Genomic DNA, 23,780 nt, shown 5'->3' on the forward strand with positions numbered 1-23,780 from the left:
GCCGAGGAGGCGCTCGACGCAGCGGACACGCGGCGGCGGGGACTCGACGAGCGGCGTGCGGCGCTCGCGGCCGAGCTGGAGCACCTGGACCGCGACCTCGCCGACCTCGACGACGAGACCGCGCGGCTCCGTGGCACCCGCGACGACGCCGAGGCCGCGAGCGAACGGGCGCGCGCCGAGCTCGACGCCGCGCGCGGGCGTCGGCGGACCTGATCGTGCGACACGCCCGGTCGGCGCCTGGTAGGCTTGGCGACTGACTTCGGCGAGGGCCGCGTACGCGCGGCCGTGATCGACGCAGTGGGAGACCCGGCCCAGTCCTGGGAGCGTTCCTCACGCGTGCACGCGTTCGAGTTGCAACACCACAGACCCCCCGATGCCGGCACCCCGGCGTCGACCACGACACCAGGAGGCAACCATGGCCGACAACACCAAGCTCGCGGCGGAAGTCCGCACCAAGTTCGGCAAGGGCGCGGCCCGCAAGATCCGTGCGAACGACAAGATCCCCGCGGTCGTCTACGGCCACGGCACCGAGCCGAAGCACATCACCCTCCCGGGCCACGAGACGATGCTCATCGTCCGTACCGCCAACGCGATCATCGACCTCGACATCGAGGGCACCGCGCAGCTCGCCCTCGTGAAGGACGTCCAGCGCGACCCGGTGCGCCAGATCATCGAGCACATCGACCTCGTCGTCGTGCGCCGTGGTGAGAAGGTCACCGTCGACGTCCCGGTCGTCGTCGAGGGCGAGTCCTTCTCCGGCACCATCCACGTCCAGGACCTCGCCTCGGTCTCGCTCCTCGTCGAGGCGACGAAGATCCCCGAGCACGTCGTGGTGAGCGTCGAGGGTCTCGAGGACGGCAAGCAGGTCCTCGCCTCCGAGCTCGAACTCCCGGCAGGCGCCGAGCTCGAGACCGACGCCGAGGCGCTCGTCGTCCAGATCGTCACCCCGCGTGCGACCGCCGACGACATCGCCGCCGACGAGGAGGCCGCCGAGGCCGGTGCCGAGGCCGGCGCCGAGGGCGAGGCAGCCGCGTCCGACGAGTCCGAGTCGGACTCCGAGTAAGCACTCCGTCGCGGACATCTCGCCGACGCTGATGGCAGACAACGTGCTCGTCGTGGTCGGGCTCGGGAACCCCGGGCCCGGCTACGCGGGCAACCGCCACAACGTCGGCCAGATGGTCCTCGACGAACTCGCCGCCCGGATGGGCGCGACGTTCAAGAAGCACAAGACGCCGAACCAGGTCGCCGAGGGGCGCCTGGTGCCCGGCGGCCCGAAGCTGGTGCTCGCGAAGCCCGCTTCGTTCATGAACACCTCCGGCGGCCCCGTGTCGTCGGTCCTCGGGTTCTACGGACTCGACGCCCGGTCGCTCGTCGTGGTCCACGACGAGCTCGACCTGCCCTTCGACACGGTGAAGTTGAAGGGCAACGGCGGGCACGGCGGCCACAACGGGCTCCGCGACATCATCAAGGCGACCGGGACCAACGAGTTCGCCCGCGTGCGCATCGGCATCGGCCGTCCCCCTGGGCGACAGGACCCCGCCGACTACGTGCTGCGCGACTTCTCGCCGACGGAGAAGAAGACCCTGCCGAACCTCGTCGCGGACGGCGCCGACGCCGTCGAGGCGATCGCCGACCTCGGCCTGCTCGCCGCCCAGCAGCGGATCCACGCCCCCTCCTGATCCAGTCGGTGATCGCTCCGCGATCACGGCGGTCCCCGAACTGGGGGACTGTGACGTCCCCCACGGTCGGTAGGTTCTGCCCGGGGGTGCCCGACCCCCGACGAACGAGGGGGTCCTCCCGTGGCGCTGCACCGATCCCGGCCGTCCGCCCGACGAGCCCTGCTCCCGGCCGTGGTCGCATCGGCGATCCTGCTCGCGGCGGCGGGGGGCATCGCCGTCGCGGTGGGGCCGGCGACCGCGGCCGGTGCGACCTGGAGACCGGACGCCGTCACGACGGACGCACCCGGAGCGGCGTCGTCGTTCGAGGCGCCGAACGACGTCCGGTACACGCACTCGGGCGCGCTCCTCGTCGCCGACTTCGCCGGGAACGGGGTGCTGCGACGCGACCCCGACGGAACGTGGTCGGTCGTCGCGCCGTTCGGGACCGACGACCGCGCGATGTGGAACCCGTCGGCGCTGACGGAGACCGACCGGGGCACGGTCCTCGTGGCCGAGGCCGGACGTCGGACCGTGGCGGAGCTCGACGGGCAGAACGTCGTGCGGCGCTTCCCGGCGCCCGGCGACCGCGCGGTCAGCGAACTCGCGTCGGCCGGGACGACGCTCTTCGCCGCCGCCCCGGGGAGCGGCTCGCTGTGGGCCACGGACACGGACACGGACGCGGGACGGTGGTCGTCCGTCGCCGGTCCCTGGGGCGACCCGTCAGGTGTCGCGGTGTCGCCCGACGGCAGCACACTGACCGTGTCGGACCAGTCGACCGACACCGTGTGGCAGGTCGATCGTGCAACGGGAGCCGTCTCGTCGCTCGGCAGCCCCGGTGACGATCCCGCCCGGGTGCGGCTGCGTGGTGTGGCGGTGCTCGAGGACGGGTCGGTCGTGGTGGCGGACAACGGTGGAGGCCGGGTGTTCGTCCGGCAGGACGGCGTCTGGAGCGTGGCGTTCTCGGGCGCTCCGGACGGCTCACCGTTGGTGAACCCCACGGGTGTCTCCGTCGGACCGGGCGGCCGGATCGCGGTCGCGGACTACAACCAGCGTCGGGTCGTGGAGGCCGCGCGGGTCGGGGGAGCGGAGCCGGTGCCCGGGGCGAGCGAGTCGCTTGGAGCGGAGGCCACCGCAGGGCCGACGGGCGAGCCGTCCGCTGCGGCGACGAGCGTGCCGACGTCCGCTCCGACGGTCGAGCCCACGACCGGGTCGACGCCCTCGAACTCACCGACGGCGAGCCCGTCCGCACCCGCATCCGGGCGGCCCACACCGGCACCGGGCGACCCCGCTCCGGAGCCGACGGCATCGACCGGTCCCGCCTCGACGCCAGAGCCCTCCGCTCCGACCACCCCTGCCCCGGAGCCGTCGGCGGTGCCCGCGGGGTCGAACCCGCCCGCGGACGCCGGCGACGACGCCGACGCCGACACCGGCGGTGGATCCGCGACCGGTGCTCACCCGGGAGCCGGAACCGGCAGCGGCGCCGACGCCGCAGCCGGGGACCCCGCGGCACCGGCCACCTCGTCCCGCCGCGTGCTCGCGACCACCGGCGCCGGGCCGGTCGGTCTCCTGGCACTGGCCGCGGTGCTCGCGATCACGGCCGGAGTCCTGGTCCGCCGATCCACGCGGCCGAGCGGACGCCAGCGCTGACGGGAGCCGGGCGCCCGGGTGCCCGCTCGCCCGCTCGGCCGCTCGGCCGCTCGCCAGGCGTGCCGCGTCTCGAGGTCACGTTCGCCGCCCGCGCACGTCCGCCCGTCTGTCGGAGGCCGCCGGTACCATGTCCTGAGTGACGATCTCGGGCATCATCCCTGCGCTCTCGCGCGCCTCCGCGTTCGATCGCGTGCTGCGCGCCGCACCTCGTGACGCCGACTTCTCGGTCGTCGACGGCCTGCGCGTCCCCCTCCTGGCCGCCCTGCTGGCCGAGCGGAACGGCCCCCAGTGCGTCTTCGTCATCACCGCCACCGGGCGTGAAGCCGAAGCCGTGCGCGAGGCGGTCGGCAGCTACGTCCCCGACGCTGACGTCCTCGAGTTCCCCGCGTGGGAGACCCTGCCGCACGAGCGGCTCAGCCCGAGCGCGCAGACCGTCGGCACCCGGATCGCGACGCTCCGGAAGCTCGCCGCGTGGCAGGACGCCCTGGCAGCCGAGCGTCGGACGACCGTGGTCGTCGCGAGCGTCCGTGCCGCGCTGCAGCCGATCGCCGGCAACCTCACCGCGCTCGCCCCGGTCGTGTTGCGGACCGAGTCCCGCGGCAACGACCTCGGTGCGATCGCCTCCCAGCTCGTCGACCTCGCGTACGCCCGGGTCGACCTCGTCACCCGTCGTGGTGAGTTCGCCGTGCGCGGTGGCATCCTCGACGTGTTCCCGCCGACCGCCGACCACCCGGTGCGCGTCGACTTCTTCGGCGACGAGATCGAGGCGATCAAGGCCTTCTCCGTCGCCGACCAGCGCACGACCGACGACGACCTCGGTCAGGTCGAGCTCACGGCGTCCCGTGAACTCCTGCTCTCCGACGACGTCCGGCAGCGGGCGCGCGAGATGCTGCACGAGTTCCCGAACCTGTCGCAGATGCTCGCGAAGATCGCCGAGGGCATCCCGGTCGAGGGCATGGAGTCCCTCGCGCCCGCGCTCGTGCAGGACCTCGTGCCGGTCACGAGCTACCTGCCGGACGACGCGACGATCGCGGTGTTCTCGCCCGAGCGTGTGAGCGGCCGGGCGCACAGCCTCGCCGAGACGAACACGGAGTTCCTCCAGGCAGCGTGGAGCGCCGCCGTCGCGGGAGCCCAGGCACCGATCGACCTCGACGCCGGCAACTTCCTCACGGTGCAGCAGCTCAAGAACGGCCGCGGGCAGCGCACGTGGTGGACGGTCTCGCCGTTCGACTCCGGCCTCGACGAAGGCGACGAGCAGCGCGTGCTCACCGACGCGGAAGCCGCCGCCGAGGCGGGGGAGTACATCCGCGTCCGCGCCGAGGCGATCCCCGCGTTCGCGGGCAGCGCCGACGGTGCGATCGCGCACGTCAAGCAGCTGACCAACGACGGGTGGGCTGTCGTGGTGACCGCCCAGGGCAAGGGGCTGGTCGAACGGGCGGTGCAGGTCCTCGCCGACGCCGGGGTCGCAGCCCGTGCCGAAGCCCTCACCGCGCCTCCCGAGCCGGGTGTCGCCATCGTGACCACGGCGACCGTCGAGCACGGCTTCGCCACCCCCGATCCGCGCATCGCGGTCCTCAGCGAGGCGGAGTTCTACGGCCGCAGCGTGCAGCAGGGCGCCCGCACGGTGAAGAAGCTCGCGGGCCGACGCAAGAACGTCGTCGACCCGCTCCAGCTCAAGGCGGGTGACGTCGTCGTGCACGCCACCCACGGCATCGGCAAGTTCGTCGAGCTCGTCTCACGCGAGGTCAGCTCCGGCGGCCGCAACGCCGTGAAGACCCAGCGGGAGTACCTCGTCCTCGAGTACGCGCCGTCGAAGCGCGGTTACCCGGGCGACAAGCTCTTCGTGCCGACCGACCAGCTCGACCAGCTCTCCCGGTACGTCGGCGGCGAGAGCCCGACCCTGTCGAAGATGGGCGGCTCGGACTGGGCGGCCGCCAAGTCGAAGGCGCGCAAGGCCGTCCGCGACATCGCCGTCGACCTCGTGAAGCTGTACTCGGCGCGCATGGCGTCCAAGGGACACGCGTTCGGCCCGGACACCCCCTGGCAGCGCGAGTTGGAAGAGGCGTTCCCGTTCGCGGAGACCGCCGACCAGCTGACCACGATCGACGAGATCAAGCGCGACATGGAGCGTCCGATCCCGATGGACCGCCTGCTCTCCGGCGACGTCGGCTACGGCAAGACCGAGGTCGCGATCCGCGCCGCGTTCAAGGCCGTGCAGGACGGCAAGCAGGTCGCCGTGCTCGTCCCGACGACCCTGCTCGTCCGCCAGCACATGGAGACGTTCCAGGAGCGCTTCGCCGGCTTCCCCGTCCACCTCCGCGCACTCAGCCGATTCCAGTCCGAGAAGGAGTCGAAGGAGACGATCGCGGGCCTCGCCGACGGCACCGTCGACATCGTCATCGGCACGCACCGGATCCTGTCCCAGAGCATCCAGTTCAAGGACGTCGGCCTGGTCATCATCGACGAGGAGCAGCGGTTCGGCGTCGAGCACAAGGACCAACTCAAGAAGCTCAAGACGAACGTCGACGTCCTCGCGATGTCGGCGACGCCGATCCCGCGCTCCCTCGAGATGGCCGTCACGGGCATCCGCGAGATGTCCACGCTCGCGACCCCGCCGGAGGACCGCCACCCGATCCTCACGTTCGTCGGCCCGCAGTCCGACCTGCAGGTCGCCGCGGCGATCCGACGCGAGCTCCTCCGCGAGGGCCAGGTGTTCTACGTGCACAACCGCGTGAAGGACATCCAGTCGGTCGCGGCGCACCTCGCCGAGATCGTGCCCGACGCCCGGATCGCCGTGGCGCACGGGCAGATGTCCGAGGGCACCCTCGAGCAGGTGATGGTCGACTTCTGGGAGCGTCGCTTCGACGTCCTCGTGTCCACCACCATCGTCGAGACCGGGCTCGACATCGCGAACGCGAACACCCTCATCATCGACAAGGCGGACAAGTACGGCCTGTCGCAGCTGCACCAGCTGCGCGGCCGGGTCGGTCGCGGCCGGGAGCGCGGTTACGCGTACTTCCTCTACGACGCCGACAAGCCGCTGTCCGAGACCGCGCAGGACCGCCTCGAGACCATCGCGGCGAACAACGAGCTCGGCGCGGGCATGCAGGTCGCGATGAAGGACCTCGAGATCCGCGGAGCCGGCAACCTGCTCGGTGGGGAGCAGTCGGGGCACATCGCGGGTGTCGGCTTCGACCTGTACCTCCGTATGATCGGCGAGGCCGTCTCCCAGTTCCGGGGGGACGTCGCCGAGGGCCAGACGGAGCTCCGGCTCGAGATCCCGGTCGACGCCCACATCCCGGAGGACTACGTCGAGTCCGAGCGCCTCCGGCTCGAGGCGTACCAGAAGCTCTCCGCGGCCTCCGCCCCGACGGCGCAGCCCGAGGCGATCGACATGGTCCTCGACGAGCTCACGGACCGCTACGGCCAGCCCCCGCAGGCGGTCCTCACGCTGGTCGAGGTGTCCCGGCTCCGGCGCATGGCGCAGCAGGTCGGTCTGTCCGACGTCGTCGTCATGGGGTCGAACCTCCGCGTCGCGGGCAAGGAGCTCGCGGACTCGGCACAGGTGCGGCTGAAGCGGATGTTCCCGGGCGCCCGGTGGTTCCCGCAGCAGAACGCGACGAGCATCCCGATGCCGCGTCCGCACGGCGAGGCCCTGCCGGACGGCGCGCTCATCGAGTGGGTGGAGGGCATCCTCACCGCGGTGTACGGCGCGTCGAAGGCGCCGGCCGAGACGGCCGCGTAGGGCGCGGAGACCGCCGGGAGGCGCGTGGCGGATCCGCCACGTGGCTCCCGTCGGTCGCGCCGCCGGTCTGGAGACGCGTGGCGGGCGGGCGCCGTGCCTCCTGTCCGGCTCGTCGTCGGTCTGGAGGCGCGTGGCGGGCGTGCGCCGTGTCTTCGGTCGGGCTCGTCGTCGGTCTGGAGGCGCGTGGCGGGCGTGCGCCGTGCCTCCTGTCCGACTCGTCGTTGCGGAACGACGTGACCGTCGTCGTGCGACGACGGCGACGTCGCCTGTTGCGCGGGACGGTACTCGGCGTGTGCAACGAACGACGCGGCCGCTGTCGGGTGACAGCGGCCGCGTCGTTCCGCGGCGGAGGTCGGCCGGCGCCGCAGTACTCCTCCGTGGTGCGCTACTCCGTGGCCTCGACTTCGGACAGCTCACGCCGTGCTCGGTCCCGGCGCGCACGCAGCGAGACCACGACCGCGGAGGCGACCATCGCGATGCCCGAACCCACGAGGACTGCGAGGACGCCCTCGTCGAGGATCTCCTCGTTGCGGGCGAAGGCGAGCTCGTTCATGAGGAGCGACACCGTGAACCCGATGCCACCGAGCACCGACACCGTCATGATCGACCCGAAGGACAGCGTCGACCGGCCCGGAGCCCGGAAGATCCGCGTCGCGATCGAGCCGAAGACCGTGATGCCGATCACCTTGCCCACCGGCAGCGCGAGCACCACGGCCCAGAACGTCGGCGAGAGCTCTGCGAGCCCGACGTCGGGGATGACGACGGCCGCCGAGGCGAACGCGAAGACGGGCAGGACGAGGCCGTTCGACCACGGCTCGACCCGCTCGTACACGGTGTGGCCCGAGGGGCGTGGCAGCAAGAGGCCGAGCGCGACGCCGGCGATCGTCGCGTGCACGCCCGAGTGGTACGTGAGCCACCATGCCAGCAGGCCGAGCACGACCATCGCGGCGACGAGCAGTCCGCGACCGCCGTCGGTGCGCTGCAGCCGTCGGCCGAGCAGCCAGAAGACCGCGAGGACGACGACCGCTCCGGCCATCGCGAGGAAGTCGGTGTCGTGCGCGAAGACCACGGCGATGATGACGATCGCGATGAGGTCGTCGAGCACCGCCAGCGCCAGCAGGAAGACCCGGATCGTGGAGGGCAGCCCGCGACCGAACATCGCCAGCAGGCCGAGGGCGAAGGCGATGTCCGTCGCTGTGGGGATCGGCCAGCCGTGCTGGTACTGCGTACCGGCCGTGACCGCCAGGTAGATCCCGGCGGGGACGACCACACCCCCGACCGCCGCGATCGCCGGGATCACCGCCGTCTTCGGGTTCGAGAGCTCGCCGGCGACGAGCTCCTGCTTCAGCTCGATGGCCACCAGCAGGAAGAAGACCGCGAGGAGGCCGTCACTGATCCAGTGCGAGAGGGACAGGTCGAGGCCGACGGCACCCCACGGCGAGTGGGCGTCGAGCGCCCGCTCGAGACCGGCTCCGAGGGGGGAGTTGGCGACGACGAGGCCGAGGACGGCTGCGGTGAGCAGGGCGATCGCGCTGAAACGGGGGGAACGGAGGAGTGCGGACATGGAGCTCCGGTTCGTGGGGTCGGTGAACGGTCCGTCGACCAGACTTCCCGACACGCCTCCTCCAGGCTACCGGAGGGCGCTGACACCGGCTGCCCGGCCTCGTGCGAGCATGACGGCATGAGTGCCCTCACCGACCTCGAGGCCGTCGTCGACCGTCTGCTCGCTCCGGAGGGTGGGTGCGTCTGGAACCGGGAGCAGACGCACGCCTCGCTCGCGCGGTACGCGGTCGAGGAGGTCTACGAACTCGTCGACGCCATCGACGACGCGGACGAGACCGAGATCCGCGAGGAACTGGGTGACGTGCTGTACCAAGTGGTCCTGCACGCCGGCCTCGCCGGGACGTTCGACCTCGAGGACGTGGCCGCCGGCGTGCGGGACAAGATGATCCGTCGGCACCCCCACGTGTTCGGTGCCGAGCGGGCGGACACGGTGGCCGAGGTCGAGCGCGTCTGGCGTGCAGCGAAGGCAGCGGAGAAGGCCTCGCGGCGGAGTGCGCTCGACGGTGTCCCGCGGGCGATGCCGCCGCTCGAGCGTGCGGTGAAGTTGTTGGAGCGGTCGGAGGGGCGGGACGGTGCGGACCCGGTCGCGCTGCTCGCGTCCCTCGGTCCCGGTGGCGCGGGGAGTCCCGGGACGGTCGCAGGCGACGGTGCCCGTCCGTCCGACGGCCCCGCGGTCGCCGGTTCGTCCGGCGCTTCCGGCACTTCTGGGGCGGCGACGGTGCCGGGGGAGATCGCCGGGTCGGCGCGGGTCGACCTCGGGTGGGGGATCGACGTGCTGCACGCGGTGGCGGGTGCCCGTGCGGACGGCATCGACCCGATCGCCAGTCTGCGTGCCGCCGTCACTGCGCTCGAGGCCGAGGGGCGTGCGGCCGGGGTCTGACCGGGCGGACGCGGCGGCAGGTGTCGGGCGGTGCGTCGGTGCTGGGGCGTTCGGTGCGAGGTTTTCCACACCGTGCGGTGTCGGTTCCTCGCACTGGGTGGACAACCTCGCACCGGAGCACGGCGGGCCGTAGCGGCGGCCTGCCGAGTCCCCGGTACCGGGTGACGGCAGTGTTCGCGCACCCACGCCGGCAGGGTCATCGGCGAGGAAGGCCGACGGCGTCGCACCCGGCGACGGACGCAGCGGTGCGTGAACCGTCCGGCGCCGCTGCGCGATGGACGAAGAGAGAGCGGGCGTCCTCCCAACCCGAAAAAAGGAGGACGCCCGCGAGCGGGCCGTGCGCACCGACAGGGACACCGGCACGGACGGGGGACCCCGCTCACCGCGGGGCACACTGCAGCACGTTGCCCTCGCGATCGGTTCGCCGGTGGATCAGGCACCTGCGAACCGAAGTGGTGCGTTCACAATATCAGCGGACAGTGGCTCACGCAAACCGGCGCGGCCGTTCTGGCAGGATTGCCGCATGGCGACGACCGTGACGGCACCCCGTGGCATGCGTGACTTCCTCCCGGCGGACAAGGCGCGACGGGAGCACGTGCTCGGGGTCGTCCGGAGCGTGTACGCGCGGCACGGGTTCGACGAGATCGAGACCCCGGTGGTCGAGGACGCCGCACGACTCCACTCCGGCCTCGGCGGCGACAACGAGAAGCTCGCGTTCGCCGTGATGAAGCGGGGCCTGAGCGTCGAGGACCTCCGGACGGCCGACGCACCGCTCGACCTCGCCGACCTCGGGCTGCGGTTCGACCTGACGGTGCCGCTCGCACGGTTCTACGCCTCGCACCGCGCCGAGCTGCCGACGGTCTTCCGCTCCGTGCAGATCGCGCCGGTCTGGCGCGCCGAGCGGCCGCAGAAGGGGCGCTACCGGCAGTTCGTCCAGTGCGACATCGACATCCTCGGCGAGTCCGGACAGCTCGCCGAGATCGAACTCATCCGCGCGACGACGGACGCGCTCGACGCCCTCGGCGTCTCCGGGACGTCGATCCGCATCAACGACCGCCGCATCCTGCTGGCGCTGCTCGCATCGTGGGGGATCACCGACGCTGCCGAAGCGGACCGTGCCCTCATCACGATCGACAAGCTCGACAAGATCGGTCCCGACGGCGTCGCGGCGGAGCTCCGCGAGACCACGGGGTCCGTCCTGCCCGGGCTGGAGGACACCATCCGCGCGCTCGAGTCGGCGGACTGGGAGTCCGTCGAGGGAGCGGCGTGGCTCGACGGGGAGGCGTTCGGCGAACTCCGCGCGCTGCGTCGGGCGCTCGACGGTGTGGACCTCCGGTTCGACCCGACCCTGGTGCGGGGCATGGGGTACTACACGGGGACCATCTTCGAGGTCGCGCACCCCGACTTCGGGTACAGCCTCGGCGGTGGTGGTCGCTACGACGGCATGATCGGGCGTTTCCTCGGTCAGGACGTCCCGGCGGTCGGCTTCTCGCTCGGGTTCGAGCGGCTCGTCGACCTCGTCACGCTGCCGGACGTCGAGTCCGCGGACGCGGTCGTGCTCCTCTACGACAAGGACGTTGACCCGGCGCGGCTGGCGGCGCTCAAGACCGAGGCGCTCGGGTCGCACCAGCGCGTCCGACTCGAGAAGCGGATGAAGAACACGAAGAACCAGCTCGCAGCGCTCGAGGCGCAGGGCTTCGGCGCGTTCGCGTCGGTCCGCGCCGACACGACCTCGCTCGACGGGGTCGAGTTCCGGCCGTTCGGCTGACCGTCGCGAGCTGTGCGCCGTGGCGCGTTCTCCACAGCACGCGACACGTGGGGCGTCGCGTCCACCGCACGTCGGTAGGATCGGACCCGCAATCACCACAACCGAACTCGTAGGGAGTACCCCGTGGCCCAGATCGATGCCGTAGGCGCACGCGAAGTCCTCGATTCCCGAGGCAACCCGACGGTCGAGGTCGAGGTCCTCCTCGACGACGGCGTCGTTTCGCGCGCGCTCGTCCCGTCCGGTGCCTCCACCGGTGCGTTCGAGGCGTACGAGCTCCGTGACGGCGACGAGTCCCGCTACGGCGGCAAGGGCGTCCTCAAGGCCGTCGACGCCGTCCTCGACGAGATCGGCCCGGCGCTCGAGGGCTTCGACGCCACCGACCAGCGCCTCGTCGACGCCGCGCTCATCGAGCTCGACGGCACCGAGAACAAGTCCCGCCTGGGCGCGAACGCGATCCTCGGTGCGTCGCTCGCCGTCGCACGTGCCGCCGCCGACTCGGCCGACCTGCCCCTGTTCCGCTACCTCGGCGGTCCGAACGCGCACACGCTGCCGGTCCCGCTCATGAACGTCGTCAACGGTGGCGCGCACGCCGACACCAACGTCGACATCCAGGAGTTCTTCCTCGTGCCCTACGGTGCCGAGTCGTTCTCCGAGGCGCTCCGCTGGGGTGTCGAGACGTACCACGCCCTCAAGGGCGAGCTGAAGAAGCAGGGTCTCGCGACCGGTCTCGGCGACGAGGGCGGTTTCGCGCCCGAGCTGGCGTCGAACCGTGCAGCGCTCGACTTCCTGCTCGCCGCCATCGAGAAGGCCGGCTTCACCCCGGGCAAGGACATCGCGCTCGGCCTCGACGTCGCCGCGACCGAGTTCTTCCAGGACGGCAAGTACGCGTTCGAGGGCAAGCAGCTCTCGAGCGAGGAGTTCACCGGCTACTTCGCCGACCTGGTCGCGAACTACCCGCTCGTCACCATCGAGGACGCCCTGGCCGAGGACGACTGGGAGGGCTGGAAGCACCTCACGGCCGAGCTCGGCTCGAAGCTCCAGCTCGTGGGCGACGACCTGTACGTCACGAACCCGAAGCGTCTGCAGCGGGGCATCGACGAGCAGGCCGGCAACTCGATCCTGGTCAAGGTGAACCAGATCGGCACGCTCACCGAGACGCTCGACGCGGTGTCGCTCGCGCACCGCCACGGCATGACCGCGATCCTCTCGCACCGTTCGGGCGAGACCGAGGACACCACCATCGCGGACATCGCGGTGGCGGTCGACGGCGGCCAGATCAAGACCGGTGCGCCAGCCCGCTCGGATCGCGTCGCGAAGTACAACCAGCTGCTCCGCATCGAGGAGGAGCTGGGCGACGCGGCGGTCTACGCCGGACGTTCGGCCTTCCCGCGCGCGGCGGCCCTGTAACACGACGGGCCCGAACCGGCCCGGTGCACGAGACGCCGTCCTCCTCGCGGAGGGCGGCGTCTCGTCGTGTCGGGCCCGGAGCCGTGTCGGGCCCGCAGCCGTGTCGGGCCCGCAGCCGCGGCGCCGTGGAGGGGACCGGGAGGCGGGCCGTGGCGGTCCGCCGGGGGCGAGCCGTGCCTCCAGGCCGACGCTGGGAGGCGGGCCGTGGCGGTCCGGCGGGGGCGAACCGTGCCTCCAGGCCGGACGCTGGGAGGCTGCCCGACGCCCGCGTGCCGGGCCCGACCACGTGGACGCAGCGGGTTATCGTCGGGTCGTGCCCAGCCAGAAGCCCCGCGTCCGCCGCGTCCCGGTGGCGATGCCGCACGCCGGCGCGGCCGCACACCAGCCCTGGTACCGCTCGATCCGGTTCTCCGGCTTCAGCCTGCTCATGCTCGCGATCATCGTGTTGTTCGTGGTCGTGCTCGCCCCCTCGCTCCGCACGCTCATCCAGCAGCAGGAGCAGATCGCGCAGCAGCAGCAGCAGGTCGCGGCGCAGAAGGACGACGTGGCGCAGAAGAAGCAGGACGTCGCACGGTGGGACGACCCGGCCTACATCGAGGCGCAGGCGCGCGACCGCCTGCTCTACGTCTACCCGGGCGAGGAGAGCTACCTCGTGATGGGCAGCGACAGCACGAAGCGCTCCGGCCGTCCCGAGACGGACTCCGGCACGCCGGTCAGCTCGACCGTGCAGACCCCGAAGGTGGACTGGGTCCAGGCGATGCTGTCCTCGGTCCTCAAGTCCGGGCTCAGCGACGAGAGCAGCAAGAAGCTCGTGGCACCCGACGTCTCCGGCACCGGCGACACGAAGTAGGACGACGCGCAGGACTCGGGTAGGCTCACGTACCCGTGACGACCCCTCCCTTCGACCCGCCCACCGAGCACGACGTCCGCGTCGTGTCGGCGCAGCTCGGGCGACCGGCTCGCGACGTCATCGGGATCGCGGCACGCTGCGTCTGTGGGAACCCCACGGTCGTGTCCACGAAGCCCCGGCTGTCGAACGGCACCCCGTTCCCGACGCTGTACTACCTGTGCCACCCCGCGGCCACCGCTGCGGTCAGCACCCTCGAGGCCACCCAGGTCATGCCGGAACTGGCAGCCCTGCTCGAGGACCCGGACGTCGCGCAGCAGTACCGTGCCGCCCACGAGTCCTACCTGGCCGATCGTGAGTCGATCGAGCACGTCGAGGAGATCGACGGCATCACCGCCGGTGGCATGCCCACCCGCGTGAAGTGCCTGCACGCCCTCGTCGGCCACGCCCTCGCCGCCGGACCCGGCGTCAACCCCATCGGCGACCTCGCGCTCGAGCGCGCGGACTGGTCGCCCTCCCGGTGTGAGTGCCGGGCGTATGATGAGGCTGCAGACGCCGGAGTCGGGGCGGGTGGCGGCGAACTCTGACCAGCCTCCCGGCAAACCACCCCACTCCAAGGAGATCATCCCCCGTGCCCAAGATCCTCGTCGTCGGCGGCGGTTACGCCGGTTTCTACACCGCCTGGAAGCTCGAGAAGCACCTGCGTCAGGGTGAAGCCGAGGTCGTCATGGTCGACCCGCTCCCGTACATGACGTACCAGCCGTTCCTGCCCGAGGTCGCCGCCGGCTCGATCGAGCCGCGGCACGCGGTCGTCTCCCACCGTCGTCACCTCAAGAAGACGCGGGTCGTCACGGCGAAGGTCACGAAGGTCGACCACGCCACGAAGACCGCGACGATCACCCCCTCCGAGGGTGACGCGTGGGAGGAGACCTACGACCAGATCGTCATGACCGCCGGTGCCGTCTCGCGCACCTTCCCGATCCCGGGCGTCGCGGACGAGGCGATCGGCCTCAAGACGATCGAGGAAGCCGCGGCCATCCGCGACAAGATCCTCGTCAACTTCCACAAGGCGGCGAACCTGCCGGCCGGCCCCGAGCGTGACCGCCTGCTGACCGTCGTCGTCGTCGGCGGTGGCTTCGCCGGCATCGAGGTGTTCGCCGAGCTCCGCTCGTTCGTCTCCGACCTGCTCAAGAGCTACCCGCAGCTGTCCTTCGACGACACGCACTTCCACCTCGTCGAGGCGATGGGCCGCATCATGCCCGAGGTGTCGCTCGAGACCTCGCACTGGGTGCTGGAGAACCTCGCGTCCCGCGGGGCGACGGTCCACCTCGAGACGCAGCTCGCATCGGCCGAGGGCGGCGTCTGCCAGCTCAAGGCGAAGGACGAGTCGATCCAGACGATCCCGTCCGACCTCATCATCTGGACCGCCGGCGTCATGGCGAACCCGATGGTCAAGGGCACCGACTTCCCGCTCGAGCAGCGCGGCCGCATCCGCGTGCAGCCCGACCTCCGCGTGGTCGACGACAACGGCGTGATCGCCGACGCGTGGGCGTGCGGTGACGTCGCGGCCGTGCCGGACCTCACGGGCGGCGGCGTCGGTGGCTTCTGCGTGCCGAACGCCCAGCACGCGGTCCGTCAGGCGAAGCAACTCGCGAAGAACCTCGTCGCGGTCATCCGGGGCGAGGCCACGACCGACTACAAGCACGAGAACCTCGGCGCCGTGGCGGGCCTCGGTCTCGGCATCGGTGTGTTCCAGTCCGGCAAGTTCGCGATGAAGGGCTTCCTCGCCTGGGGCGCGCACCGTGGTTACCACGGCCTCGCGATGCCGTCGTGGGAGCGCAAGTGGCGCGTCATCGGCGACTGGGTGGGCGGCTTCTTCCTCGGCCGCGACATCGCGTCGCTCGACGACCGCGAAACCCCGCGCGCTGCGTTCGAGTCGTTCGCGACGCGGCCGAAGCCGGCCGTCGAGGCTCCGGCCCCGGCCGCTGCCGCCGCTCCGGCTGCCGCCGCTCAGGCCCCGGAGGAGGGCAAGCCCGCCGACGCCGCCGGCCCCGCGTACGCGACGCCCGCCGAGGACGTCTCCAAGGAGGCCGAGCCGGTGAAGGCCGAGGCATCCGCCGAGGCGAAGTAGGCACCAGCACCACCACGGACGGCGGTCACCCCACGGGGTGGCCGCCGTCCGGCGTTCCGGGAGGCAGCGGCTCGGTAGGCTGTTGCGGCCCGCCCCCGTGGCCCAACCGGTAGAGGCACGCGACTTAAAATCGCCGAGTTGTGGGTTCGAGTCCCACCGGGGGTACGCACAGGGTGACCGACACCCGACTTACAATCGCCGAGTTGTGGGTTCGAGTCCCACCGGGGGTACGCGCAGCCGCGCCGAGTCTCGGCGCGACCGCCCCGAGACTCGCGGTGAGCGACAAGTCTCGCGGTCGAGCGCACGAGACTCGTCGCTGAGCACGAGACTCGGCCCAACCGTGCCGCCCGACCGCCCCGCCGCCCCACACCGCCCCACGCGCCAGCTACGATCGACACTCGTGGTCGGACTCGGAAGCGCCATCGCCCAGCTGCGCAACACCCTCCGCCGCCCCGAACCGCACGTCGAGGTGATCGACGGCGAAGCGGTCCCGGTCGGCATGCTCCTCGGCACCCTCGGGGCGCTCCTCCTCGACGCCGGCAGCTCGGTCACCGACGTCCGCTCGGCACTCGAGAAGGCCCGCGACGCCGCCGGCATCGGCCCCGAGCTCGCGGTGGGCGTCCTCCCCGCGCTGGTGATCGTCAGCGAGACCGCCACCGGTGCCGCGACCATCGTGAACGCCGAGGGCATCGAGCTCTCCGCACGGCAGTCCGCCCGGGCGAACCGCATCGTCCTCGGACTCGAGAGCGGCTCGATCGGCCTCGCCGAGATCCCGGCCCGTGTCCGCGCCATCCGCGCGAGCACCCGGCTGCCCGCCCCGCTCCCGTGGATCCTCGGCAACGCGCTGACGTCGGCCGGCCTCGCGGTCGTGTTCCGCTGCCCGTGGTGGGCGGTCCTCCTCGCCCTCGGCGTCGGCGCCCTCGTCGGCGTGATCGGCATCGTGCTCCGGCGCTTCCGCGAGGCCCTCGCGATCGTGCCGTTCCTCGCGGCCTTCGTCTCGACGTCGATCGTCGGCCTCGTCGCGGCGGGGACGGGGTTCGGCCACGTGCCGTTGTTCGCGGTGTGCGCCCCGGTCGCGGTGTTCGTCCCGGGAGCACTGATCACCAACGCCCTGCTCGAACTCACCGCTGCCGACATCGTCACGGGGTCGTCCCGACTCGTGCAGGGCATCATCATGCTCGGCTTCATGGCCGCGGGCATCGCCGCCGGGAGCGCGTTGACGGGCCTGCACGTCGACCCGTCGTCGGCGGCGCTCGTCGGCGAGGTCGCCGGCGTCGGCACCGACCGCGGCGGGTGGGAGGCCGTCCCGCCCTACTGGGTCTCGTGGGTCGCGGTCGTGCTCCTCGCCGTCGGACTCGGACTCGTCTTCCAGTCCGGCTGGCGGCTGACCCTGGTGTCGGTGGTCGTCATGACGTCGGCCTACGGCCTCCTCACCGGGATCACCCCACTGGGTGGCAGCGTGGTCGCGACGGGCGCGACTGCCGCGCTCCTGTTCGTCGCGACCCGCGTCCTCGAACGCATCGTCCCCGTGATCCCCGCGAACGTGTCGTTCTTCCCCGCGTTCCTCCTGCTCGTCCCGGGCACGGTCGGTCTGGTCGCCGTCGCGACCCTGTCCCCGGTGGCGCTCGCCACCCCGCTCGCGACCTTCGTCAGCCTCTGCGTCGGCACGAAGATCGGCGGACTGCTGCCCGGTCTGTTCCGGCGGAACGCGCCGCACCGCGGCCAGGTCTGACCCACCGGCCTGGAGGCTCGGGTCGGGCCCGCACCGCGCCTCCCGGCCGGTGGGTGGCGAGCGCGCGCCGGGGGCGACCCGTCGGTGCTGCCTCCGCAGGGTGGCTCGCCCGTCAGGGCGCGATCAGTCGGCCTGCCGCCTGGTCCTCCGCCGCGGCCGCCTTCGCGAGGTAGTGCACCTTCTTGCCGGTGGCGTTGTAGGGGAGCTCGCTCACGAAGCGGTAGCGGCGGGGGCGCTTGTACCGGGCGAGACCCGGGTGGCCCGCGGTCCAGTCCTCGAGGACGGCTGCGGCCTCGGTGTCGTCCTCCGGCAGCCGGCCCGGGGCACGGACGACCAACGCGGTGACGACCTCGCCCCACTGCTCGTCCGGGACGCCGACCACGATCGAGTCCGCGACGCCGGGGTGCTCCTGCAGGGCGGCCTCGACCTGCACCGGGTGGACGTTCTCGCCGCCGGAGATGATCATGTCGTCCTTGCGCCCGACGATCGTCACGCGCTCGTGCTCGTCCCACGTCGCGAGGTCGCCCGGGTAGAACCAGCCGTTCGCGAACTTCTCGGCCTCGAGACCCGGGTTCCGGTACGAGTACCCGGACTTGACGGTGCGGACGGCGAACTCGCCGATCTCGGTGCCGTCCTTGGCGACGGTGTCGGTCGGGTCGGCGAGGCGGTCCTCGTGGACGCGCACGACCGCGATGTCGTCGTCGGTGCTCGCGCGACCCGTGGAGCCCGCGCCGTCGGGGAAGTCCTCGGGGCGGAGGAACGTGTTCCAGAAGGTCTCGGTCGTGCCGTAGCCGTTGAAGATCCGAGGCGACAGCAGCTCCTGGTAGCGCAGCGCCGCAGCCCGGTCGAGCGGAGCGCCCATCGTCACGATGCCGTGCAGGCTCGACAGGTCGCGGGGCCGTGCCTCCTGTGCGTTCGCGAGCCCGACGAGGTTCGGGGGAGCGCCGATGAGGAACGTCAGCCGCTCGGACTCCACGAGGTCGAGGACCCGTTCGGGGTCGAAGTGCCGCAGCGTGGTGAGCTCGGCGCCGACGTAGAACACCGGGTTCGGGCCACCCGAGTACAGGCCGCCGCGGTGGAACAGCGGCGACATGTTGAGCGTCTTGTCGAACGGGCTGAGCGGGAAGTGCATGATGACGTCGTGCGCGCTGAGCACCTCGACGAGGCTCGGCAGCGGGACGGGCTTCGGGCGTCCGGTCGTGCCGCTCGTCCAGAGTCGCGTCGTCTCGGCGTAGGTGTTCCGCGGCTCGGTGGCGGCGAGTTCCTCGGCCGAGACCGGGTCCGCTGCCAGGAGTTCCGCGAACTCGTCGTGGTCGCCACCGACGGTCAGGACGTGCGCGGGGCGGTGGTCGGACGTCTCGAGGGCCCGCGCGACCTCGGCGGAGCGTGCGGCGTCGTGCAGGAGGACGACGGGAGCGGAGTCCTCGATGATGAACGCGACCTCGTCGGGCGCGAGCCGGAAGTTCGTCGGCGAGAACACCGCTCCGATCCGGTGGCACGCGAGGTAGACGATCGCGAACTCCGGGCTGTTGAAGAGCTCCACCATCACGACCGACCCCGGGCCGGCGCCGTGCCGGACGAGCCACCCTCCGACCCGGTCGACGGCGTCGCCGAGCTCGGCGTACGTCCAGGAGCGGTCGGTGTCCGGGTCGCGGAGGGCCGGTCGGCCGGCGAAGCGGTGCCTGTTCCGGGCGAAGCCGTTCGCGTACGTGTAGCTGCCCTCGAACACCTCGCGGAAGCGTGTGGCGTCGTAGTCGGATCGGGTGTCGGTCATGGTCGCTCCCTCCGGGCGTCCTCCCGCGGGCGCTCACCGATCGTCAGCGTAGTGGCGGCGCTGTGGCCGTGCTCGGAGCGGCCTCGACGCCGCGGGCGAGCCGGGGTCGGCACCGTCACCGACTGGTCCTCGTCGCCGTGGCCGGGTGGGGGTCGTCGCCGTGGCCGAGCGGGGGCCGGCACCGTGCCGGACCCTGCCCCGTCCGTGCGACTCAGACGTCGGGGGCGGCGGCGGACCGTGTCCAGAGGCGGGCGACCAGGCCGGCGGCGACGCACAGCATGACGGCGACCGCCCAGGTGATCGGAGCGACGTGCGTCCCCGCGGAGCCCGAGTAGACGGCGGCGGTGAGCGCGGCGGCCACGGAGGCGATCGCCGCGTACCGGCCACGGGCCTCGGCGAGGAGGACCGCGCCGACCGAACCGGTGAACGGCAGCAGCGAGACCACCACCGCCCCGAGACCGCCGACGCACAGCGTGATCGCGACGTCCGACACGAACGACGTCCAGGCGCCGTCACGGGTCGCGATGCTGTGCACACCCCACCCCGCGACCGCGAGCACGAGGAACCCGACCGATCGCCACGTGGCGCTCCCGACCCGCCCGACGACGTCCGACCCGAGCCGCATCGGACCCGTACCGAGGTCCGCGCGCCCCGTCGGGACGAGGACGACCCCGACGACGAGTGCGGGGGAGAGGTCGCCTGCCCGGGTGAGCGCGCACGCGACCAGCGCGGCCAGGACGAGCACGGGGGAGACCCGGAACCCGACCAGGTGCCGGTCGCGACCGGCCGCCCACCGGGTGGTCAGCACGAGCGCCGCCGTCAGGAGCGCCGAGCCGAGTGCGATCGCGACCGCGAGCCGGACGTAGCGGGCCTCCAGCGAGATCCCGGTACCGAGCACGGTGCAGAGCGTCGCGATCGTCACCGAGGACACGATCGACACCCACGTCGGCAGGGTGTCCTCGGCGCGCGAACGAGCCCGCGGGAGGTTGCGGCCGAGCAGCGCGGCGAACGGTGAACGGATCCGCCCGCGGACCACGCCGGCGACCATCGCGAGCGGCACGAGGACGAGGACGAGGAACCCGGCGGCGACGGCGGTGGCGACGAGCACGGTCCGCCACGAGAACACCGACTGGATCGTCGGGACGGCCTGGTCGTAGGCGGTCCGGGCACTCCAGTCGCCGGCCGGTCCCGACCAGTCGAGTCCGCCGGTACGCGCACCCGTTCCGCCCGCGTGCGTCCCGCTGCCCGTCGTGCCCCCGGCGCCGGACCCGGTACCGCCGCCCACCGTCCACCCGGTGCCCGGCCCGCCTCCGGTCGCGGTCCCCGTTCCCGTCCCCGGGGAACCGGTGTGCGGGCCGGCCGCGCCGGAGCGCGACGGACCGGAGGTGCCCGTGGTGCTGCCGGTCGTGCTCGGGTCGGAGCCCGAGGTCGACGGCGTCGCCGAGGACGCGGCGACGAGGACGCGGACCGCGGACGACGACCGCGAGGTGTTGCCCGCGGCGTCGCGCTGCACGGCGGAGAGGATCTGCCACCCGGGTGAGATCGACGTGCCCGACACGGAGCACGCCCAGTCGCCGTCGGCGTCGACCGTGGTGATGCAGACCGGAGCACGGCCGACCGAGACCGTCACCACGGCTCGGGGTTCGCCGGTCCCGGTGACCCGGATCGGCTGCGTCCGGATGCGGTCGGTGCCGCGTGGCTCCACGATCCGGGGCGCCGCGGGAGCGGTCCGGTCGAGGGTGATCGTGCGGGGCGACGACGCGGCGCTGCGGAGGTCCGACCGGTAGCCGGTCGCCGTGCTGCCCGTCTGGGTCCCGACGAGCGTGAGCGTGCCGTCCCGGACCGCGCGGGGCAGCGACACGACCCAGCGGCCGTCCGCTCCGACTGTCGCGTCCCACTCGCCGGTCGAACCCGACGCGCTGAGGGCCACGGTCGCACCGGGGTGCCCGTCGCCCGCGATGGTCCCGGTCGAGGTGCTCCGGGTCGCGAGCGTCGGCGGGGTCACCACGTCGGACGAGGGCGTGGCGGCGGATCCGAGCGACGGTGCCGTCCGGTCGGTCACGGTGAAGACCTGCGCCGGACCGGACACGACGGTGCCGAGGCACGACCACGCCCCGTCGCGCTGCACCTGGGTCGAGCAGGTCGCGGTGGATCCGGAGGCCACCCGGAGCGTGTGACCGGGAGTGCCCCGCCCGTGGAAGCGCGCAGTGCCCGTGGTGATGTCGCCAGGGTCGGCGATGGTCGGGGCGACCGGAGGCGTGGTGGTCGGCGGGTTCGTGGGGGTCGGGTGGCCGAACACCGGACCGGTCGGGCTGTCGGAGGGGTCCGGGGTCGCGCCGGGCAGGAACCCGTCGTCCGCGCCGCCGTCGTCGGCCGACGCGTCCGAGGACCCGGCGGTCGGCGCAGTGGAGGAGGCGCTCGCGGCCTCGGCAGCGAGGTCCGGCGTGGCGGTGGTGGGCGCCGTGTCCGTCGCGGCTGTGGTGGAGCTCGCGGCGCTGGTCGGGTCGGCAGCGGCGCTCGTGGTGGCGCTCGTCTGGTCGGTGGCGGCGCTCGCCGTCGGCACGGAGCCGAGACCGACGGCGCCGAGACCGACCATGACCGCGGCGAGGACGACCCCGGCGAGCAGTGTCGCGCCGGTCGGCCGGACCCCTGTCGGGCGCTGCCGAGGTGGGCACTGCTGCACCAGGCGCCCGCGCACCCGCGTCTGGGGTCGACGGACGGGACCGTCGCCCCCGACGGCCCACTCGTCCACGTGCTCCCCGGGCGTGTTCACCGGCTCCATCCCACGCGAAGTCGGCCTCCACGTCAATCCGCCGCGCGGACGATCCGACCGGCGCGGTCACACCCCGAGCGTCCGGTGTGTACGACTCGGGAATCGCCCGTGAACCACTGGGCGGGACGAGAGAGCGTCCTGAGCGTCGGTAGACTCTGCGATGGTCCGCGCGGCCGCTGCACGACCGTTCCGGCCGTCCCCGCCGCCCGGTCCAGCCGACCGCGGTCACCGCGCGGTTCCCGACGCGCAAAGGAGTACGCCCGCATGGACACCGGACTCGTCACGACGTTGATCGTCGTCGGAGTGGTCGTCGTCGTCCTCGTGGTGGTCGGGATCTACCTCTGGGTGACGTACAACTCCCTCGTGACGCTGAAGGTCCGCGTCGACGAGGCCTGGAGCGACATTTCGGTGCAGCTCAAGCGTCGGGCCGACCTCATCCCGACGATCGTCGACACCGTGAAGGGGTACGCCGCGCACGAGAAAGCCGTGTTCACCGACGTGACACAGGCCCGGGCGGAGACGCTCAGCGCCGGAGACGCCAGCGCTGCCTCGGCTGCCGAAGGACACATGCAGAAGGCCCTCAAGAGCGTGTTCGCCGTGGCCGAGGGCTACCCGCAGCTCCAGTCGAGCCAGAACTTCCTCCAGCTGCAGACCGAGCTGGTCGACACCGAGGACAAGATCCAGTCCGCGCGGCGCTTCTACAACGGTGGCGTCCGCGAGCTGAACACGAAGATCCGCGTCTTCCCGAACTCGGCGTTCGCGAAGAACCGCGGCTTCACCGAGGCGGCGTTCTTCGAGACCGCGGAGCCGGCCGCCATCGCCGAGCCGCCGCGCGTCCAGTTCTGACCGTCCTGCCCGACCGCACGCCGTGTACCGCGCGATCGCGCAGAACAAGCGCAACACCGTCCTGATCGTCCTCGCGTTCCTGCTGCTCGTGGGTGCGTTGGGCTTCCTCGGCGGGTACCTCGCCGGCAACGTCTCGATCGGGGTGATCGTCCTCCTCGTGGCGATCGGCTACGCCGTCCTGCAGTACTTCACGGCCGCGCGGCAGGCCACCGCGATCGCCGGGGCCGTCGAGATCGACCGCACCAGCGCGCCGAGGCTCTGGCGAACGGTCGAGAACCTCGCGATCACGACCGGGATGCCGATGCCCCGCGTCTACGTCGTCGACGACCCGTCGCCGAACGCGTTCGCGACCGGGCGGGACCCCGAGCACGCCGTCGTCGCCGCCACGACGGGGCTGCTCGCGATCATGGACGACCAGGAGCTCCAGGGCGTGATGGCCCACGAGCTCGGGCACGTCCGGAACTACGACATCCGGGTGTCCACGATGGTGTTCGGCTTGGTCGTCGCCGTCGGGCTCATCGCGGACGTGCTGCTCCGGATCTCGATCTTCAGCGGACTGAGCGGGCGGGGCCGCAACGACAACAACGGTGGGAACAACCCGATCCTGCTCATCGCGGGGCTCGTGGCGGTCATCGTCGCGCCGATCGCGGCCGTGGCCGTGCAGGCGGCGGTGTCGCGGCAGCGCGAGTACCTCGCGGACGCCACGGGCGCGATGACGACCCGGCACCCCGAGGGTCTCGCCCGAGCGCTCGAGAAGCTCGGCGCGTACGGGCGGCCGATGCGCACGCAGAACTCGTCGATGGCGCACCTGTGGATCGCGGACCCGATGCGTCCGGGCGTGATGGACCGGCTGTTCTCGACGCACCCGCCGCTGGCCGACCGCATCGCGCGGCTGCGCGGCAGCCTCGACCGGTTCTGACAGCGCGAGCGCGCGGCGATGCGGGACGCGTCGCAGCGGACGCGCGCCCCGCGCCCTTCGCCCCTGCGTCCCGCGCACCGCGCCCTGCGC

At 72.3% G+C, this 23,780-nt stretch carries 17 protein-coding genes and 1 tRNA gene; 15 read left to right on the forward strand and 3 right to left on the reverse strand.

Annotated features, from left to right (window positions below; genetic code table 11):
* From ACSW7Y_RS06640 to mfd, 5 genes are all read left to right on the forward strand, one after another.
* On the forward strand, nt 1-213 hold a 213-nt coding region (locus ACSW7Y_RS06640; RefSeq protein WP_438125529.1), incomplete at its 5' end, for a hypothetical protein.
* A gap of 202 nt (nt 214-415) precedes the next feature.
* A complete protein-coding gene (locus ACSW7Y_RS06645; protein WP_438125530.1) occupies nt 416-1,063 on the forward strand; it encodes a 50S ribosomal protein L25/general stress protein Ctc in 648 nt (215 codons plus the stop codon).
* A gap of 31 nt (nt 1,064-1,094) precedes the next feature.
* The gene (gene pth, locus ACSW7Y_RS06650) at nt 1,095-1,679 is read left to right on the forward strand and encodes an aminoacyl-tRNA hydrolase (RefSeq protein ID WP_438125531.1); all 585 of its coding nucleotides are present in this window, start codon (nt 1,095-1,097) and stop codon (nt 1,677-1,679) included.
* A gap of 120 nt (nt 1,680-1,799) precedes the next feature.
* Entirely contained in the window at nt 1,800-3,305 is a 1,506-nt protein-coding gene (locus ACSW7Y_RS06655) for a hypothetical protein (RefSeq protein WP_438125532.1), read from the forward strand.
* A 136-nt stretch (nt 3,306-3,441) separates the two neighbouring features.
* The gene (mfd, locus tag ACSW7Y_RS06660) at nt 3,442-7,050 is read left to right on the forward strand and encodes a transcription-repair coupling factor (protein ID WP_438125533.1); all 3,609 of its coding nucleotides are present in this window, start codon (nt 3,442-3,444) and stop codon (nt 7,048-7,050) included.
* 385 nt (nt 7,051-7,435) lie between these two features.
* Here mfd and nhaA read toward each other — a convergent pair whose 3' ends face one another.
* The gene (gene nhaA, locus ACSW7Y_RS06665; RefSeq protein ID WP_438125534.1) at nt 7,436-8,614 is read right to left on the reverse strand and encodes a Na+/H+ antiporter NhaA; all 1,179 of its coding nucleotides are present in this window, start codon (nt 8,612-8,614) and stop codon (nt 7,436-7,438) included.
* A gap of 117 nt (nt 8,615-8,731) precedes the next feature.
* Here nhaA and ACSW7Y_RS06670 point away from each other — a divergent pair, with 117 nt between their 5' ends.
* The 8 genes from ACSW7Y_RS06670 to ACSW7Y_RS06705 all read left to right on the forward strand — a co-directional run bounded on the left by ACSW7Y_RS06670 (nt 8,732) and on the right by ACSW7Y_RS06705 (nt 17,378).
* Nucleotides 8,732-9,493, forward strand: a complete 762-nt coding sequence (locus ACSW7Y_RS06670; protein WP_438125535.1) for a MazG family protein — start codon at nt 8,732-8,734, stop codon at nt 9,491-9,493.
* Nucleotides 9,494-10,016: 523 nt separating this feature from the next.
* The gene (gene hisS / locus ACSW7Y_RS06675) at nt 10,017-11,261 is read left to right on the forward strand and encodes a histidine--tRNA ligase (RefSeq protein WP_438125536.1); all 1,245 of its coding nucleotides are present in this window, start codon (nt 10,017-10,019) and stop codon (nt 11,259-11,261) included.
* 123 nt (nt 11,262-11,384) lie between these two features.
* Nucleotides 11,385-12,668 (forward strand): phosphopyruvate hydratase, encoded by a 1,284-nt coding sequence (eno, locus tag ACSW7Y_RS06680; protein ID WP_438125537.1) that lies wholly within the window; start codon nt 11,385-11,387, stop codon nt 12,666-12,668.
* 313 nt (nt 12,669-12,981) lie between these two features.
* On the forward strand, nt 12,982-13,518 hold the full coding sequence (locus ACSW7Y_RS06685) for an FtsB family cell division protein (protein WP_438125538.1): 537 nt from the start codon (nt 12,982-12,984) through the stop codon (nt 13,516-13,518).
* A 35-nt stretch (nt 13,519-13,553) separates the two neighbouring features.
* Complete coding sequence (locus ACSW7Y_RS06690) at nt 13,554-14,102, forward strand: DUF501 domain-containing protein (protein ID WP_438125539.1); 549 nt, start codon at nt 13,554-13,556, stop codon at nt 14,100-14,102.
* 44 nt (nt 14,103-14,146) lie between these two features.
* Nucleotides 14,147-15,646, forward strand: coding sequence for an NAD(P)/FAD-dependent oxidoreductase (locus tag ACSW7Y_RS06695; protein WP_438125540.1), 1,500 nt, complete (start codon nt 14,147-14,149; stop codon nt 15,644-15,646).
* A gap of 91 nt (nt 15,647-15,737) precedes the next feature.
* A tRNA-Leu gene (locus ACSW7Y_RS06700) sits at nt 15,738-15,811 on the forward strand.
* 235 nt (nt 15,812-16,046) lie between these two features.
* Nucleotides 16,047-17,378 carry a threonine/serine exporter family protein gene (locus ACSW7Y_RS06705; protein WP_438125541.1) on the forward strand — a complete coding sequence of 444 codons (1,332 nt, stop codon included), beginning with the start codon at nt 16,047-16,049 and terminating at the stop codon, nt 17,376-17,378.
* A gap of 112 nt (nt 17,379-17,490) precedes the next feature.
* Here the strand turns inward: ACSW7Y_RS06705 and ACSW7Y_RS06710 are convergent, their stop codons facing one another.
* Both ACSW7Y_RS06710 and ACSW7Y_RS06715 read right to left on the reverse strand, forming a co-directional pair.
* Nucleotides 17,491-19,152 (reverse strand): class I adenylate-forming enzyme family protein, encoded by a 1,662-nt coding sequence (locus ACSW7Y_RS06710; RefSeq protein ID WP_438125542.1) that lies wholly within the window; start codon nt 19,150-19,152, stop codon nt 17,491-17,493.
* Nucleotides 19,153-19,363: 211 nt separating this feature from the next.
* Entirely contained in the window at nt 19,364-21,925 is a 2,562-nt protein-coding gene (locus ACSW7Y_RS06715) for an Ig-like domain-containing protein (RefSeq protein WP_438125543.1), read from the reverse strand.
* Nucleotides 21,926-22,189: 264 nt separating this feature from the next.
* On the opposite strand from ACSW7Y_RS06715, the gene ACSW7Y_RS06720 reads away from it, so the two are divergent.
* Together ACSW7Y_RS06720 and ACSW7Y_RS06725 are read left to right on the forward strand one after the other, a co-directional pair.
* Nucleotides 22,190-22,771 (forward strand): LemA family protein, encoded by a 582-nt coding sequence (locus ACSW7Y_RS06720; RefSeq protein WP_438125544.1) that lies wholly within the window; start codon nt 22,190-22,192, stop codon nt 22,769-22,771.
* Nucleotides 22,772-22,793: 22 nt separating this feature from the next.
* The gene (locus ACSW7Y_RS06725; protein ID WP_438125545.1) at nt 22,794-23,690 is read left to right on the forward strand and encodes a M48 family metalloprotease; all 897 of its coding nucleotides are present in this window, start codon (nt 22,794-22,796) and stop codon (nt 23,688-23,690) included.
* Nucleotides 23,691-23,780 lie beyond the last annotated feature (90 nt).

This window comes from Curtobacterium flaccumfaciens (genome assembly GCF_051548005.1).
Lineage (GTDB): Bacteria > Actinomycetota > Actinomycetes > Actinomycetales > Microbacteriaceae > Curtobacterium.